The sequence below is a fragment of the Leifsonia sp. 22587 genome (assembly GCF_052044215.1).
In the GTDB taxonomy this organism is placed as follows: domain Bacteria; phylum Actinomycetota; class Actinomycetes; order Actinomycetales; family Microbacteriaceae; genus Leifsonia; species Leifsonia shinshuensis_C.
This window is the reverse complement of sequence record NZ_JBQENB010000004.1, coordinates 1-15,395: the sequence shown is the minus strand read 5'-3', so window position 1 is coordinate 15,395 and position 15,395 is coordinate 1. Positions and strand designations below refer to the sequence as shown.

Below are 15,395 nucleotides of genomic sequence, written 5' to 3'. Positions count from 1 at the left end.
GGTCAGTCCCGCGCTCCGACGATCGGGCGCTCCCGCACGGCGCGTGCGCTCCAGCGTCCCTCCGCCTTCTCGACCCGGATGCGGTGCTCGAAGGCGCGGCTCACCGTCTCGGTCGTGATCACGTCGTCGATGCCGCCGACCGCCACCGTCCGGCCGTGCGCGATGAGCAGCGCGTGCGTGGTCGACTCCGGCAGCTCCTCCAGGTGGTGCGTCACCAGCACGGACGCCAGGGCCGGCGCCGAGTGCGCCAGGCCGTCGATCGTCTCGAGCAGCTGCTCGCGCGCCGCCACGTCCAGTCCGGTCGTCGGCTCGTCGAGCAGCAGCAGCCGCGGGTCGGAGATCAGCGCGCGGGCGATCAGCGTCCGTCCGCGCTCGCCCTGCGACAGGGTGGGCCAGCGGGAGTCGCGGCGCTCGTCGAGCCCGACCGCGTGCAGCAGGTCGCGCGCTCGGCGCAGCTCGTCGTCGGCCGGCTCCCAGCGCATCGGCAGCTCCTGCGTTCCGGTGATGCCGGTCAGCACGACCTCGGTGACGGTCAGCGGCGAGCGCACGGGGTGCCGCGGGTTGACGTGGCCGATGTGCCGCCGGAGCTCCTGCAACTCGACCCTGCCGAGCCGGTGGCCCAGCACATCCACCGTGCCGGAGGTCGGGAAGGAGAGGGCGCCGCAGAAGCCCAGGACCGTCGACTTGCCCGCGCCGTTCGGGCCGAGCAGCGCCCAGTGCTCCCCGGCGCGCACGGTGAGGTCGATGCCGTCGAGGATGTGCGTGCCGTCTCGGCGGAAGGTGACATCGTTCAGTTCGAGCACGATGTCGTCGGACTGCCAGCTCACCGATCCACCCTATCGGGGGTCACGATCGGGTCACGTTCGGTCTTCCTTCGCCGTTCCCCTAGGCGACGCACAGGCCCGCTCCCTACGCTCGCCCCCTATGACCACGCAGCCGCTTCGACCCGGACCGCTGGCCCGCCGCCGCATGGCGCGGCTGGCGCAGAGCGACGCGGCCGCCGTCCACGACGGCTCGGCGCCGGCGGCCGAGGGCACGACGCCCACGATCGCGGCCCTGCAGGCGCGCGCAGACGGCTTCGCCCGCCGCGAGGAGCAGCGCTTCTTCCGCGCCATGCGCCGGGAGCTGACCGAGCACCGCATGGTGACCGCCGCCCTGCGCGCCGACCTCGACGCCTACGAGGACCGCCTCGACCGGCTGTCCGAGGCGGACCGCCTGCGCATCGCGGACGGGCCGGGACCGGCGTTCGAGGAGCTGCGGCGGCTGGAGCGGCGCATCCGGCGGGCGCATCGACGTTCCGACGAGCTCAGCGCGCTGATCAACACCCGGTTCACCGCGGCGCAGCTGCGGGCGGCGCGGATGTTCGACCGCTCCGACGAGCGCGCCGCCGTGTACTGGGGCGCGCTCCGCCGCGCCACCGCCGGCCGGGTCGCTCCCCAGCCGCCCGGCCTCCGCCGCGCCGGCTGGCTGACGTCGCGCAGCACGGCCGTCGACGCCCTGCACCCGATCGCACCCCACGAGGCCGACCACAGGAGGACCGATGCCCCGGCGTGAACGACTGAAGGACTACCGCGTCCCCGCCACCGGAGGTCTCCGCCGCCGGCTGCTGTGGCGGCTGCGGCGGATGCGCCATGCCGTCGACGTCGAGACGCTGGAGGTGTTCGAGCACGAGCTCTCCGCCTTCGAGCGCGCGGGCGTCGCCGACCTGGAGCGCCAGCGCACGCGCAATGTCGCCGCCGCCTCGGCGCGGGTGGCCGAAGCGCGGGCCCGGGAGGAGCTGATCCGCCGGGCGCTCGAGCGCGCCGAGGACGACATCCGCCGCGCAGACCTCGACGTGGACCGGCTGGACGCCAAGCTCGCCGGCCACGACCCCGACTTCCACACCTACGCCTGAGAGGACGCCATGGCTCGCGACATCGTCACCCGCCCGCCCCGTCTGCGCCCGCGCGTCGGGCACATTTCCCCGTTCGCCCACGCGATGGTCTACGTGCTGCTCGTCGCGATGATCGCGGTGGACTACATCCTGCTCGCGCAGGCGCTCACCCTGCTGCTGCGCAACGACAGCCAGTACGGCTCCATCGGGCTGCAGATGTACATCATCACGCTCGGCATCTCGCTCGCCGTGGTCACGCTGCCGCACATCGTGGCCATCCTGCTGCGCCGCGTGCAGGCCGGGATCATGTCGCGGCGGTGGATCGCGACCGCGGTCGTCCTGGGGCTGGTCTGGGCCGCCGTGCTCGCCGGGGTCACGATCGCCCGGATAAAGGCGGGCATCGACGCGCAGAGCGCCGGCGGCCTGACCGGGCTGGTCGGCGGCTCGCAGACCGCGGCGCCCGCCGGCTTCTCGTGGACCGCCCCGGACACGATCATGGCGTTCCTTATGCTGGGCGTGCTCGTCACCTCCGGCGCGGTCAGTTTCGTCGTCGCCTGGCTGACCACGCGTCCGCTGCTCACGGCGGCCGAGAAAGCGCACGCACACGCCGCACGCCTGCGCCTGCACCGCGACCGGCTGCTCGGCGAGGCCGTCGCGGCGCAGGAGCGGACCCGCTCGGCGCTGCAGCTCGACGCCCACGACGCCATCCGCTACACCGGCGCGCGGGTCACCTTCCACTCCCGGATGGACGTGGTGCGGGCGCAGCTCGCCACGCGCCTCGCGCAGCGCGAGCGCGACCCGGAGAGCACCAGCCAGATCATCCGCGAGCTGCGGTCGCGCCGCAGCGTCGAGGCGCCCGACATCGCCACGCCGCTGCCGCCCGGGGCGACGGCAGCACCGGCGGCCGGTCCCGGGACGGCGACCGGAGGCCTCCAGTGACCGCGGCGCGGGTGACCCGCGCACGTCTCCTGGCGGCCGCCGCGGCCGTCGTCGCCGTCTGCGCGGGCCTGACCGCGTGCACGCCCGCGACGGCGTCCGGCGAGGCCTGCGACCAGTCCCACAAGCGCAACCTCGGCGTCGTCGCCGGCAGCACGGCCAACGCGCCGGCCGTCGCCGTCCCCGCCTCCGCATCCACCCAGCTGGAGGAGGCGGGCAAGACCAACGGGAGCGTCACCGTCGTGGTGCCGTCCGGCACCCCGCAGGTGATGGGCACGACCGCGCTGGGCTCCTCCGCGCAGGATGCGATCGTCTGCCAGAACGACCAGCGCACCAAGCTCGCGCAGATCGGCTCCTACATCGCCGGGCTGAAAGCCTCCGCGCCCGAGGTCGACTTCCTCGGGGCCATCGACCAGGCGGCCCGCGACCTCGGCAGCGACCCGATGGGCGTCGTCGTGATCGGCAGCGGACTGCAGACCACCGACCCGCTGAACTTCGCCGGCACCGGCCTGCTCTACGCCGACCCCGCGCAGGTGGTGGCCGATCTCACGGCTCGTGGCCTGCTCCCGAAGGACCTGAAGGGCGTCACCGTGTACTGGTCCGGGATGGGCGACGTCGCGGGCGCGCAGCAGCCGCTCACCGTTCCCGCCCGGAGCAACCTCGAGGCGATCTGGTCGGCCGTGGTGAAGGCCGCGGGCGGCACACTGTCGCTGCTGCCCGAACCCGCCTCCGGAAGCGCCGCCGCGGGTCTCCCCGCGGTCACCCCCGTCGCCGTGGAGGCCGTCTCGACGAAGACCGACTGGTCGCATCCGGTCGTCATCCGCAACAGCGACCTGCTGTTCACGAAGGACACGGCCGACTTCTCCGATCCGGCCGCCGCGCAGAAGGTGCTCGCCACGCTGGTGCCGGCCATCGAGCAGAACGGCAAGCCGGTCACCGTGACGGGCACCGCATCCAAGGACCAGGCCACCGACAATACGGCGGACACCGCGCTGTCGCTGCGCCGGGCGGATGCCGTGAAGGCGGCACTCGTGGGACTTGGGGTGCCCGCGTCGCTGCTGCAGACGGCCGGGGTCGGGTTCCAGTGGTGCGGGTGGAAGAGCGAGACGGACGCGAGCGGGAAGTACTCCGACGCGCTCGCGGAGCAGAACCGCACCGTCATCCTGACGTCCGCGGGCGTCGGGCTGTGCGGCTGAGGATCGATCGCCGGTCCCGGGAATCGTGACCCCCGCCTCGCTGTTCCGTCGGACATGACGACCATCGGACTCATCGGATCAGGACACATCGGCTCCCAGCTCGCGCGCCTCGCGGTCGCGCACGGCTACGACGTGGTGCTCAGCAACTCCCGCGGCCCCGAGACCCTGCAGGGCCTCGTCGACGAACTGGGCGAGCGCGCCCGCGCCGCGACCCCGGCCGAGGCCGCGTCCGCCGGCGACATCGTGGTGGTGACGACTCCCCTGGCCGCCGAGGCGACGCTCCCCGTCGCCGAGCTCGCCGCGAAGATCGTGATCGACACCAACAACTACTACCCGCAGCGCGACGGGCACATCGCGGAGCTGGACGACGAGTCGACGACCGTCGCCGAGCGCCTGCAGAAGGTGCTGCCGGAGTCGCACGTGGTGAAGGCGTTCAACCACATCGGGGCCCGCGAGCTCACGAGCCAGAACCTTCCGGCCGGCACGCCGGACCGCCGCGCGCTGATCGTCGCGGGCGACGACGCCGGAGCGCGCGAGCGCGTCGCGGCCCTGATCGACGAGTTCGGGTTCGACGCGGTGGACATCGGACCGCTCTCCGAGGGATGGCGCGCGCAGCGCGACACCCCGGCCTACGTGCGCCGCTACGACGCCGCGGGCCTGAAGGAGGCCCTCGCCGCGGCCAAGCGCTACCGCGACATGTGATCGCGGGCGGTGGGGCTCAGCCCGCGGTCTTCGCGGTGACGAGCTCCACCGTCGGCGCGGCCGACGGCATCGCGCCGACGGCCTCGGAGGCCGCGCGCGACGAGAGGTAGCTGCCGCTCACGAACGCGATCGCCGCGAAGACGAGCCCGACGACGAGGTCGGCCCACTGGGTGCTGGTGAGGTGCTGGAGCAGCCCTCCCGTCCCGTGGGTCGCATCCGCGGCTCCGGGCGCCAGCAGGAGTCCGAACGCCAGGGTGCACACCGCGGCGGAGAATCCAAGGACGTACCAGGCGACTTCTTTCACATGCCTAGCTAACGCCGGATCAGGATGCGGCTGTAGAGGCTTGCGCTCCGCACTTTCAACGTGCTAGGCAACGCCCATGGAGTGCCCTCTGTACATTTTCATACGGACGCAACAGAATGACGTTACATGAGCCACCCTCATGTAATCCGGACCCCAGACCAGCGGCTCCGGATCTTCGTGTCGTCCACGCTGCAGGAGCTCGCCGCTGAGCGCCGTGCCGCACGGACCGCCATCGAACGGCTGCACCTCGCTCCCGTCATGTTCGAGCTCGGCGCGCGCCCTCATCCGCCCCGTGAGCTGTACCGGGCGTACCTCGAGCAGAGCGACGTCTTCGTGGGCCTCTACTGGGAGCGCTACGGCTGGGTCGCCCCCGAGGAGGAGGTCTCCGGTCTCGAGGACGAGTACAACCTCTGCCCGCCGGAGCTGCCGCGCCTGCTCTACGTCAAGACGCCCGCCGACGGACGCGAACCGAAGCTCTCCGAGCTGCTCGCCCGCATCCGCGACGACGATCGCGCCGCCTACAAGTACTTCGAGACCCCCAAGGAGCTCGCGCAGCTGATCGAGAACGACCTCGCCACGCTGCTCGCCGAGCGGTTCGACCAGAGCCGGGCGGTCGTGACGGCGGACGTGGCGAGCGACGCCGACCGTGTCGTGGAGCCGGTCCGCCTGCCGGTGCCGCTGACCGGGCTCGTCGGCCGGGACGACGACATCCGGGCGATCGTCGACCGCTTCTCGACCGGGACGCGGTTCATCACCCTCGCCGGACCCGGCGGAATCGGGAAGAGCCGGCTGGCCATCGCGGCCGCCCGGGCCGCAGCGCAGGACTTCGAGGACGGCGCCGTCTTCGTCGACCTGTCGGCCGTGCACGACCCGCAGCGCGTGCCGAACCGCATCGCCCAAGCGCTGGGCGTGCGCGACACCGGCGACGCGCCCATCCTGGACAACCTGGTCACCGCGCTGCGCGACCGCCGCATCCTCCTGGTGCTCGACAACTTCGAGCAGGTGCTGGACGCCGCGCCGCTGCTCACGGGACTGCTCGCGGCGGCCCCGGGCCTCGCGCTCCTCGTCACCAGCCGTGCACTGCTGCGGGTGAGCGCCGAGCAGAGCTACGAGGTCGGCCCGCTCGCCGAGGACTCCGCGGTGAACCTTTTCGTGGAGCGCGCGCACGCCGTCAAGCCCGACTTCGAGGTCACGCCCGAGAACGCCGAGGCGGTCGCGCGCGTCTGCGCCGCCCTCGACGGGGCGCCGCTCGCGATCGAGCTCGCCGCGGCGCGCGTCCGCGTGCTCTCCCCCGCCGAGCTCCTCGACCGGCTCGACCGGCGGCTCTCCGTGCTCGTCGGCGGCTCACGCGACCTGCCGGAGCGGCAACAGACCATCCGCCGCACGATCGAATGGAGCACCCAGCTGCTCGCCCCCACGCAGCGCCGGCTGCTGTCGCGGCTGGGCGTGTTCGAGGGCGGCTTCACCCTCGAGGCCGCCGAGGCGGTCGGCGAAGACGGCGACGGGCCCGACGTGCTGAGCGACCTCGCGGTGCTGGTCGACTCCAGTCTGGTGTCGCAGCACGACAGCGACGACCGGCCGCGGTTCACCATGCAGGCGATCGTCCGCGAGTACGCCCGGGAACGGCTGCAGACCGAGGGCGAGCTGCAGGCGGCGCGCGACGCGCACGCGCGGTTCTTCATCGACCTCGGCGCCCGGGCCCGCCTCCCGCTCAAGGCCGGCGGCCAGCGGGAGTGGCTGCAGCGGCTCGGCGACGAACGCGACAATCTGCGAGCGGCCGAGCGCTACCTCCTGGATGCCCGCGACTGGGACCGCGCAGCACAGCTCGCCTTCAACCTGTTCCTCTACTTCTGGGTCATCGGCCTGCTCGGCGAGGTGCGGACGTGGATGGACGAACCGCTCGAGTCGGGCGACGCGCTGCACGACCGCACCCGCGCCATCGCGCTCTACTTCACCCGCACCATCCGCTTCTGGAAGGACCCGGACGGCCGGGTGGCCGCCGACCTGCAGGAGAGCGCGGACCTCTTCCGCCAGTGCGCCGACCGCACGGGCGAAGCCATGGCGATGATCTCCCTCGCCCTCGCCCTGCTGGCCGGCGAGAAACCGGACACCGCCCGTGCCCAGGAGGTGATGGAGCGCAGCCTCGCGCTGTTCCGCGACACCGCCGACGTCTGGGGCGAGTCCATGGCGCTCGTGCTGCTCGGCCGCGTCGCCCTGCTCGAGCAGTCGGTGCGGACGGCGTTCGACCGCTTCGACGAATCCCTGGCGCTCACCCAGCGCAGCGGCGACGCCGTCGGCGGCCGCATCGCCGCGTACCACCTGGGCTGGGCGCACCTCCTGCTCGGCGCCCCGGAGGACGCGCGGAAGGACTTCATGCTCAGCGTGACGCTGTCCACCTCCCTCGGGCACATCGAAGGGATCGCCTACGGCCTGGAGGGACTGGCGGCGGTCGCGGCCCTGGCGGGCGACGTCGACCGCGCCGGGCGGCTGGCGGGTGCGGCGCACGCCCTGCGGGAGCGGTCGGGAACGCACAACGGCCCGACCTTCACGTTCCACCAGCGCTACCTGGACCGGCTCGCGGCGGCGTCTCCGCCGGGGCGCCTGGCCGAGGCCGTCGCCGAGGGCCGGGAGCTCGGCGTCGAGCAGGCGGTGGCGGAGGCGCTCGCCGAGCCCAGCCTCAACTGACGGGCGACGAGCGCATCCCTTAAATGTTGGAACCCCGGCACCAGAACGGTGCCGGGGTTCCGCCAGATCCCGGTGGGCGCACCCGAAACGCCGGCCGGGATGGTCTGTGGTCGGTCAGGCGATGAGCGCCTGGTCCGCGGTCTGGTCGGCCGGGGCCGGGGCGACCCAGGCGCCGTAGACGGCGACGCGTGCCGACTCCAGCGAGCCGTAAACGCCGAGCTCGCGACCGGTGCAGTCGGTGGCGACGAAACCGTCGTGGTTGCGGTCCACCATCCCGACGTAGGAGGTCGGCGTCGAGGCCACCCAGAGCGCCGCGGCCGGCGAATGCCAGGAGACGTACTCCGTGGGGAGATCGATGATGTCGGCGAGCTGCTCGGCCATGGTTCTTCCTTACTTCTCTTCCGTCGCGGTGCGATTCGTTGACCTAGTTAGATGATCGAACTACCGGTCCGGTGAAGCAAGAAATTCGGGGGGCCTTGTTTTCGCTGAGGCCATCCGCTATAAGCGCTGGCCCAGCCTCATCGCTGGCCGGGCGGACGCGTCTCCGACTCCTCCATGACGATCATTCCGGAGGCCCTGCCACCGGTCTGGATCATGGCCTCGATCCAGTCCTTGTTCAGCGTCGGCACCTTCGACCCGGAGAAGAAGATGTGCAGGGGGACGCCGTTGTCCACCCAGATCGTGTGCCGTCCGCTGCCGAGCTCGGCCGGGACCGGCCAGGTGAGGAAGAAGTTCTCACCCCGCCGCAGTTTGGTGCTGATGGCGATCTGCATGTGGAACAGGAGACGGTCGTCCAGTTCGTAGCTTTCGCCGTCATAACGGAGAGTTCCCACGGGTGCCTTTCGTGTGTCGAGAGAGGGCGCGTGAATGCTCCTGCGAGCTTATACGTCAGGAATACAGGTGTATCGTGACCGCGCGATAGTGTTCTACGACACACGAACGGAAAGGAAACACCGCATGATCGTTCACCGCCTCACGGTCGACGGAAAGGACTACTTCCTGCCCGATCCGGTGACCGACCTCCGCGGAAAGATCCTGGAGGCGGTGCGAGCGGGCGGTGGCTACGTGACCATCCCTCCTCTGCGCGGCGGCCCCGGCGTCGACGTGCTGTTCTCGCCGGGCATGCCGGTCACCTGGGCGCAGATCGAGGTCGATCCGCCCGCCACGCGCCAGGAGGAGCCGCGGGTCGACATCGACTCGTTCGACGCGCTCTGAACCGCTGAGCCTCGCGGACGCGCACGTTCCCCCGGGACGTGCGCGTTCGTGTCTCCCGGCCCGTCCACAGGCCCACGGCTTCGGGCGCGGTTACCGAGCGGAGCGGTTGCGGTACCAGTCGACCAGCACGTCAGCCGGCTGCGGCTTCGAGATGAGGTAGCCCTGCGCGCGGTCGCATCCGGCCGCGGCGAGCCGGTCGAGCTGCAGCTGCGTCTCGACGCCCTCCCCGACCACGCGGATCCCCCGCAGGTGGGCCTCCGTGATGATCTGCGCGACCTCGTGGACGCGCTCCTCGGACTGCACCAGGCTCTTGTCGAGCTTGAGCTCGCGCGCGTGGAGGGACTCCACCCGGGCGAACGAGGAGTGCCCGGTCCCGAAGTCGTCGACCGAGATGGTCACCCCGGCCGCCGCCAGCGCCTCGAGCGGCGCCGCCACCCGTTCCGGATGCGCGATGCTGTGGCTCTCGGTCACCTCCACCGTCAGCGTGGTGGGGTTGCACCGGCCGGTCGCGAACGCGCCCTCGAACATGTCGTAGAGGGACGGGTCCTCCAGCTGGGTGGCCGAGACGTTGACCGCCACCTCGATCGTGCACCCCGGGATGTACTCGGCGGTCACATCGGAGATGATGCGCGCGGTCAGCAGCGGCAGCAGCCCGGTCTTCTGCGCGACGTCGACGAAGACGTCGGGCGCGACGGGTCCGTGCTCGGGATGCGTCCAGCGGGCCAGCGCCTCGACGCCGACCATGGAGCCGTCGGCGACGTCGATCTGCGGCTGGTAGGCAGCGATGACCTGGCGCTGCGCCAGCGCGATCTCGAAATCGCGGGCGAAGTCCTCGAGGGTCCCGTCCACCAACGTCATCTTCTCGATGCTCCACACGCACGAGCGGGTTGTCAACTTTTCGGGGGACCCCTTGCGCTCGGGGCCCTCCTGCCGCTAGCGCGCCCGGCGGCGACGGTGCCGCAGCCCTCCCGCGATGCCCAGGAAGGTCGCCGCCGCCGCCCCCGCGACGCCGGCGACCACCAGGTCCACCGCCATGACGGCGGGTTGGATGGCGCTCCCTGCCGGCGCGATCACCAGCACGATCGCGGCGAGCGCGATCGCGGCGGCGAACGCCCCGGCGGATGACAGTCCCTGCATGGCCGTTCCCCTCGTCGACCTGACCTACGGCTGGAGCATAGCCGTCGGCCGCCGCGCCCGGCAGGCAGCACCCGCCGTGTTCACCGGATCGTCACCTGCCCGCACTCCGCCTCGGGGCGGGATTGCGGTCACTCGGCCTCGGGCGGGAACGGGACGGGGTAGGGCTGGTCCGCATCGGCGGAGCGGCTGACCGGCGCCCAGGCGAGGTCGGAGGCGAGGAGGCGGCGGTCCTGGGCGATGCTGAACTCCGCCGCCGTGGCGCCGAGCGGGAGGTTGGTCGGCAGGTCGCGCCGGCCGGCGATGCCGACGAGGATCTCGGCCGCGCGCACGGGATCGCCGGCCGGACCGGCGTCGCTCTGCCGTACCCGCCGGTTCATCGCGCCCACCGTCTCCTGGTACTGCTCGGGGACGTCGTGCACCTCCATCGACGAGCCCGCCCAGTCGGTGCGGAACCCGCTCGGCTCGACGACCAGCACGCGCACGCCGAAGGGCGCCGTCTCCGCGCGCAGCACGCGGCTGAAGCCGTCGATGGCGAACTTCGCCGCCTGGTACGACGCGATCCCCGGGGAGCCGCCGACGCGTCCACCCACCGAGGAGAACTGGATCACGAGCCCGCCGCCCTGCTCGCGCAGGATCGGGATCGCCGCCTTGCTGACGTTGTAGACGCCCCAGAAGTTGGTCTCGAACTGGCGCCGGAAGTCGGCGTCGTCGGTCGTCTCGATCGGCGACACGTTGGCATAGCCGGCGTTGTTGACGATGACGTCGAGGCGGCCGAATCGCTCGTGCGCCTCGGCGAGCGCGTCGGCGGCACGCGCCGCGTCCGTCACGTCGAGTGCGAGCGGGAGGATGCGGTCGCCGTACTCGGCGACGAGGTCGTCGAGCTGCTCGGGGCGCCGGGCAGTCGCAGCGACGCGGTCGCCCGCCTGCAGCGCGGCGACGACGAGAGCGCGGCCGAAGCCGCGGGAGGATCCGGTGACGAACCACGTCAGTGGTGCCCGGTCGGTCGTGAGTGTCTGTTCCATGCCGTTAATGAAACACCGTTTCTTTATCTAATGCAACCGCGTTGCGATATGCTGGTCGCATGACTTCGTCCGAGACGTTCCAGCGCGCCCGCAGCCGCGAGGCGAAGGCGGTCCGCGAGCAGGCCATCCTGGACGCGGCACGCGCGCTGGCGGCCGAGCGCGGCATCCGCACGGTCACGCTGACCGAGATCGCCGACGCGGTGGGGATGCACAAGTCGGCCATGCTGCGCTACTTCGAGACCCGCGAGGAGATCTTCCTGCGCCTGACCGCCGAGGCCTGGGGCGAGTGGACGCCCGCGCTGATCGAACGGCTTGCCGCCGCATCCACCCCCGCGGAGGTCGCAGCGGCCTTCTCGACGACGCTCGCCGAGCGCGGGCCGTTCTGCGACCTGCTGGCGCAGGCCCCGCTCAACCTGGAGCGGAATGTCTCGGTCGAGGCAGTGCGCGCCTTCAAGCTGACCAGCGGCGAGAGCCTCGCCCGCATCGCGGAGGCGGTGCGCTCCGCTCTCCCCGCGCTGCCGGATTCCGCAGCGCGAGACCTCGTGGCCGCGGCGACCTCGCTCGCCGGCACGTTCTGGCAGATCTCGACGCCGCCGCCCGAGGTCGCCGCGCTGTACCGGTCGGACCCGCGGCTCGGGCACGCGCTCATCGACCTCGAGCCGCGGCTGCGTCGCATCCTCAGCGCGTACCTGGTCGGGGCGCTGGAGAGCGCCTGACTGCGTCGTGAGGCGGCCCCGTCGCGGGCTGGCAGCGCCCGCCTCGCGGCGTACGGTGTCGGCGTGACCGACCTCTCCCCCGGCTCCACCTCGACCACCAGCACCGCCGCCCACCCCGGACGCGGCCCCGCCTTCGCGGTGTGCATCGCGGTGGGGGCGCTCACGATCCTCGATCTCTCCGGCGTCAACGTCGCACTGCCGTCCATCCAGCGGTCGCTGCACGCCGACTCGACCCAGCTGCAGCTGATCGTCGCCGGCTACGCTCTCGCTTTCGGCCTCACGCTCATCCCCTCGGGGCGGCTGGGCGATACGCGGTCACGCCGGGCGATGTTCGTCATCGGGCTGATCGGCTTCAGCGTGGCCAGCGCCCTCTGCGCGCTCGCGCCGGGCATCGTCTGGCTGACGGTGACGCGCTTCGTGCAGGGCGCGGCGGCCGGCGTGCAGATGCCGCAGGTGCTCGGGATGATCCAGCAGCTCTACCGAGGAGAGGAGCGCGGCCGCGCGTTCGGCGTGTTCGGGGCGATGGTCGGCATCGCGACGGCGATCGGGCCGACACTCGCCGGCTCCCTGATCGCTCTCGGCGGAGCGACCGAGGGATGGCGACTGCTGTTCTGGTTCAACGTCCCGTGCGGCGCCGTGGCGCTGTTCTTCGCACTCCGGTACCTGCCGCGCGACCAGGAGCGGAGCCGCGAGGGCACGCAGCTCGACCCGGTCGGCCTCGCGCTCCTCGCCGTGGCGATCCTGGGGCTGATGCTGCCGTTCCTGATGACGACGGGCTCGTCGACGGACGACCCGCTGCGCTGGCTCTGGCTCATCGCGTTCGTCGTCGCGGGCGGCGCCTTCCTGCTCTGGGAGCGGGCCTACCGCCGCCGCGGACTCTCGCCGATCGTGCACCTCGAGCTGTTCCGGACGGCGTCGTACCGCAACGGCATCCTGATCGCGGCGGTGTACTTCGCCGGACTCCCGGCGAGCTTCCTCGTCACCACGCTCTTCCTGCAGGAGGGACTGCACGCGCAGCCGCTCACCGCAGGCCTCGTCAGCGTCCCGTTCGCCCTCGGGGCCGCGCTCTCCGCCTTCGTGGGCGGCCGCCTGGTGCAGCGCTTCGGCCGCGGCCTGGTCGTGACGGGACTGATCGTGGTCATCGTGGGGATCGCCGCGCTGCTCGCGTCCGCGACGCTGGCCCCTCCGTCGGCCGCCGTCTGGTTCATGGCCGGCTCGACCCTCATCGGCGGCCTCGGGGGCGGACTCGTCATCTCGCCCAACCAGACGCTCACGCTCTCCGAGATCCCGCCCGAGGAGGGAAGCGCCGCGGGCTCCATCGCCCAGCTGGGCCAGCGCATCGGGACGGCGGTCGGCGTGGCGCTCGTCACGGCGGTGTTCTTCGCCACGGTGCCGGGCGGGGGCTCGCATCCCGTCTCCGAGTACCACGCCGCCGTGCGCTCCGGGTTCCTCGTCACGCTGGCGCTGCTCGCAGTGGCGCTGGTCGTGGGGCTGGTCGACCTGCGCGAGCGGCGGAGGGCCGGCAAGCGCGGGGTGTGACGGGCGGACGGCGCGGGCGGGACGTGCGTCCGGGCGGGATGTGCGTCCGGGCGGGATGTGCGTCCGGGCGGGATGTGCGTCCGGGCGGTCCGGCTAGTCCGCCTGCTCCACCGGGTCGACCGGATTCGAACGACCGACGATGAGCGGGTCGACGGGCGTGAAGGGGAACTCGGGCAACTGCGCCTCCGGCACCCCGAAGGACGCCGACAGCACCTCGCGGGAGAACGCCGAGGCGGTCGCCCGGTAGCCGATGTCACCGGGCGTCGGCTGGTCGAAGAAGATCAGGAAGTGGATGCCCTCCTCGCCGAGGGACTCGATATGGTGCGGATACGCGCGCGGGATGAAGTAGGCATCCCCCGGTTCGAGCTCGTACGTGTCGATGGTGCCGTCGGGATCGAGGACCGTCATCCGGGCGTGTCCGCTCTGCACGTAGCCGAGCTCCGCCGTGACGGGATGCCAGTGCGGCTCACGCATGCCGGTGCCGCCGATCTCGAGCGAGTACATCGAGAGGTCGTCGAGCGCCGCCCAGAACTGCTTGCGGGCCAGCCGGGCGCTCCCGTAGGCGTAGGACAGCGGCGGGATCTGCCCGGCGACATCGAAGAGGTGCGCGTTCGGCAGCCCGGCCGTGTCCGGGATGCGCGCCGGCCCCTCCCGCCGGACGATCTGCTGGGCGTCGTGCCGGTCGAACGGTCGGAACGCGGACGCCGGAAGGTCGTAGGTGTTGCCGAGCACCGCATCCGTCATCGCGTTCACGCTGTTCTGCAGCGAGAAGTGCGCCGGGCGCGCGCTGCGCAACGAGGCGATGACCTCGGCGGTCTCCTCGCCGACGTTCTCGATGTGGTAGATCGCCCCGGAGGCGACGTGATACATCTGCCCCGCCTGCACGACGAAGCTCGCGAACTCGTCCGCGGTGGCCAGCATGGAGACGAGGACGGTGCCGCGCACGACGTAGGCGATCTGGTTGGCGTTCACGTTCCACTGCGGCTCGCGCACGGCTCCCGGTTCCAGCACGATGCGCTTCAGCGACATCCTCTTCAGGATCGGGAAGTCGTCCCGGGTGAGCTGCGAGATGCGCCCGCCATCGTTCTGGAAGGTGTCCGGCGAATCGATCAGTGAGGCGACGTGGGGCGAGCTGGAGGTCATGTCTTCCCTTCGGTGAGCGCGGACGCACGCAACGCTAGGGCCGCCCGGCGTTCGCGATCAACGCTTGTCCTGGGGGCTTCGAGCGGGGATGCTGGACTGTTGCCGTGCTGCGGGACTGCTGCCTCACCGGCCTACTGCGGGTGGCTCACTGCGGGTGGCTTACTGCGGGTGGCTTACTGCGGGTAGGGCGTTTCGCCGCGCTCGAGCATCCCGACCAGCTTCGCCAGACGGTTGCCGCGGCTGGTGGCGCTCGGGGCGGTGATGATGCGGTGCAGCACGGCGTACCGGTTCTGGGCGTTCAGGCGCTCGAAGGTCGCTGCCGCCGCCGGGGATGCGGCGAGGGCTGCGGCCAGATCCTCGGGCGTCTCGGCGGAGGCGGAGCCCGCGTAGGCGCGCTCCCACCGCCCGTCGGCCTGGGCGCGCTCGATCTCGGCGTGGCCGGCCGGCCGCATCCGCCCCTCGGCGATCAGCGTCTCGACCAGGCCGATGTTGCGCTGCGACCAGAGCGACGTCTTGCGCCTCGGGGTGTACCGCTGCACGAACGTCGCCTCGTCCCGCGACCGGCGCTGGCCGTCGATCCATCCGCTGCAGAGGGCCTCCACGACCGCCTGGTCGTAGCTCAGGCTCGTCGGGTCGGTCGTCCCCTTCTTGGCGAGGATCAGCCAGACGCCGTCCGACGTCGACTCGTGCTCATCGAGCCACGCACGCCAGGCCCCCTGATCGGCGACGACCAGCGGTTCGGGATCGGGACGGGTGTCGTCGGCCATGACCCGATCGTAGGGGCGACCGCCGACGGTGGATGCGGGGGCGGGATGCGGGGGCGGGATGCGGGGCGGCACGATCGTCGGAGAACGGGTCCGGAATCTCCGACGCAAGGCTCTGCGGCGGGAGATGCGCGCCGGAAGCGGCTGGATCTCCGACGGACGG

General features: G+C 71.9%; 18 protein-coding genes. 9 read left to right on the top strand and 9 right to left on the bottom strand.

Annotated features, from left to right (window positions below):
* Positions 1 to 2: 2 nt before the first annotated feature.
* Positions 3 to 827, bottom strand: a complete 825-nt coding sequence (locus tag ACTJI1_RS15800; protein ID WP_440743408.1) for an ABC transporter ATP-binding protein — start codon at positions 825 to 827, stop codon at positions 3 to 5.
* A gap of 97 nt (positions 828 to 924) precedes the next feature.
* On the opposite strand from ACTJI1_RS15800, the gene ACTJI1_RS15795 reads away from it, so the two are divergent.
* The 5 genes from ACTJI1_RS15795 to ACTJI1_RS15775 are packed head-to-tail and all read left to right on the top strand — an operon-like array spanning position 925 to position 4,707.
* Positions 925 to 1,554: a hypothetical protein gene (locus tag ACTJI1_RS15795; RefSeq protein ID WP_440743407.1), complete on the top strand. Its 630-nt coding sequence runs from the start codon at positions 925 to 927 to the stop codon at positions 1,552 to 1,554.
* Entirely contained in the window at positions 1,541 to 1,894 is a 354-nt protein-coding gene (locus ACTJI1_RS15790) for a hypothetical protein (protein WP_440743406.1), read from the top strand. The genes ACTJI1_RS15795 and ACTJI1_RS15790 overlap by 14 nt, the downstream gene beginning before the upstream one ends.
* A 9-nt stretch (positions 1,895 to 1,903) precedes the next feature.
* The gene (locus ACTJI1_RS15785) at positions 1,904 to 2,812 is read left to right on the top strand and encodes a hypothetical protein (RefSeq protein ID WP_440743405.1); all 909 of its coding nucleotides are present in this window, start codon (positions 1,904 to 1,906) and stop codon (positions 2,810 to 2,812) included.
* An 11-nt stretch (positions 2,813 to 2,823) separates the two neighbouring features.
* Positions 2,824 to 4,005, top strand: a complete 1,182-nt coding sequence (locus ACTJI1_RS15780) for an OmpA family protein (RefSeq protein WP_440743404.1) — start codon at positions 2,824 to 2,826, stop codon at positions 4,003 to 4,005.
* A 54-nt stretch (positions 4,006 to 4,059) separates the two neighbouring features.
* A complete protein-coding gene (locus tag ACTJI1_RS15775) occupies positions 4,060 to 4,707 on the top strand; it encodes an NADPH-dependent F420 reductase (RefSeq protein WP_440743403.1) in 648 nt (215 codons plus the stop codon).
* A 16-nt stretch (positions 4,708 to 4,723) separates the two neighbouring features.
* Here the strand turns inward: ACTJI1_RS15775 and ACTJI1_RS15770 are convergent, their stop codons facing one another.
* The gene (locus ACTJI1_RS15770; protein WP_310128125.1) at positions 4,724 to 5,011 is read right to left on the bottom strand and encodes a hypothetical protein; all 288 of its coding nucleotides are present in this window, start codon (positions 5,009 to 5,011) and stop codon (positions 4,724 to 4,726) included.
* Between the two features lie 126 nt (positions 5,012 to 5,137).
* On the opposite strand from ACTJI1_RS15770, the gene ACTJI1_RS15765 reads away from it, so the two are divergent.
* Positions 5,138 to 7,696, top strand: coding sequence for a DUF4062 domain-containing protein (locus tag ACTJI1_RS15765; protein ID WP_440743402.1), 2,559 nt, complete (start codon positions 5,138 to 5,140; stop codon positions 7,694 to 7,696).
* Positions 7,697 to 7,810: 114 nt separating this feature from the next.
* On the opposite strand, the gene ACTJI1_RS15760 is transcribed toward ACTJI1_RS15765, so the two are convergent.
* Entirely contained in the window at positions 7,811 to 8,077 is a 267-nt protein-coding gene (locus tag ACTJI1_RS15760; RefSeq protein ID WP_310128121.1) for a hypothetical protein, read from the bottom strand.
* A 137-nt stretch (positions 8,078 to 8,214) separates the two neighbouring features.
* Entirely contained in the window at positions 8,215 to 8,529 is a 315-nt protein-coding gene (locus tag ACTJI1_RS15755; protein WP_310128120.1) for a DUF7882 family protein, read from the bottom strand.
* Between the two features lie 124 nt (positions 8,530 to 8,653).
* Between ACTJI1_RS15755 and ACTJI1_RS15750 the strand changes: the two genes are divergently transcribed.
* Positions 8,654 to 8,911 (top strand): hypothetical protein, encoded by a 258-nt coding sequence (locus ACTJI1_RS15750; RefSeq protein WP_310128119.1) that lies wholly within the window; start codon positions 8,654 to 8,656, stop codon positions 8,909 to 8,911.
* A gap of 90 nt (positions 8,912 to 9,001) precedes the next feature.
* On the opposite strand, the gene ACTJI1_RS15745 is transcribed toward ACTJI1_RS15750, so the two are convergent.
* The 3 genes from ACTJI1_RS15745 to ACTJI1_RS15735 all read right to left on the bottom strand — a co-directional run bounded on the left by ACTJI1_RS15745 (position 9,002) and on the right by ACTJI1_RS15735 (position 11,070).
* Complete coding sequence (locus ACTJI1_RS15745) at positions 9,002 to 9,769, bottom strand: EAL domain-containing protein (protein WP_440743401.1); 768 nt, start codon at positions 9,767 to 9,769, stop codon at positions 9,002 to 9,004.
* A 75-nt stretch (positions 9,770 to 9,844) separates the two neighbouring features.
* Positions 9,845 to 10,048: a hypothetical protein gene (locus ACTJI1_RS15740; protein ID WP_310128116.1), complete on the bottom strand. Its 204-nt coding sequence runs from the start codon at positions 10,046 to 10,048 to the stop codon at positions 9,845 to 9,847.
* Between the two features lie 128 nt (positions 10,049 to 10,176).
* A complete protein-coding gene (locus ACTJI1_RS15735) occupies positions 10,177 to 11,070 on the bottom strand; it encodes an SDR family NAD(P)-dependent oxidoreductase (RefSeq protein WP_440743400.1) in 894 nt (297 codons plus the stop codon).
* 59 nt (positions 11,071 to 11,129) lie between these two features.
* Here ACTJI1_RS15735 and ACTJI1_RS15730 point away from each other — a divergent pair, with 59 nt between their 5' ends.
* Both ACTJI1_RS15730 and ACTJI1_RS15725 read left to right on the top strand, forming a co-directional pair.
* Positions 11,130 to 11,786, top strand: coding sequence for a TetR family transcriptional regulator (locus ACTJI1_RS15730; RefSeq protein ID WP_440743399.1), 657 nt, complete (start codon positions 11,130 to 11,132; stop codon positions 11,784 to 11,786).
* A 63-nt stretch (positions 11,787 to 11,849) separates the two neighbouring features.
* Positions 11,850 to 13,325, top strand: coding sequence for an MFS transporter (locus tag ACTJI1_RS15725; protein ID WP_440743398.1), 1,476 nt, complete (start codon positions 11,850 to 11,852; stop codon positions 13,323 to 13,325).
* A 93-nt stretch (positions 13,326 to 13,418) separates the two neighbouring features.
* On the opposite strand, the gene ACTJI1_RS15720 is transcribed toward ACTJI1_RS15725, so the two are convergent.
* Positions 13,419 to 14,468 carry a cupin domain-containing protein gene (locus ACTJI1_RS15720; protein ID WP_440743397.1) on the bottom strand — a complete coding sequence of 350 codons (1,050 nt, stop codon included), beginning with the start codon at positions 14,466 to 14,468 and terminating at the stop codon, positions 13,419 to 13,421.
* Positions 14,469 to 14,641: 173 nt separating this feature from the next.
* Entirely contained in the window at positions 14,642 to 15,235 is a 594-nt protein-coding gene (locus ACTJI1_RS15715; RefSeq protein ID WP_440743396.1) for a YdeI/OmpD-associated family protein, read from the bottom strand.
* Positions 15,236 to 15,395: the final 160 nt, after the last annotated feature.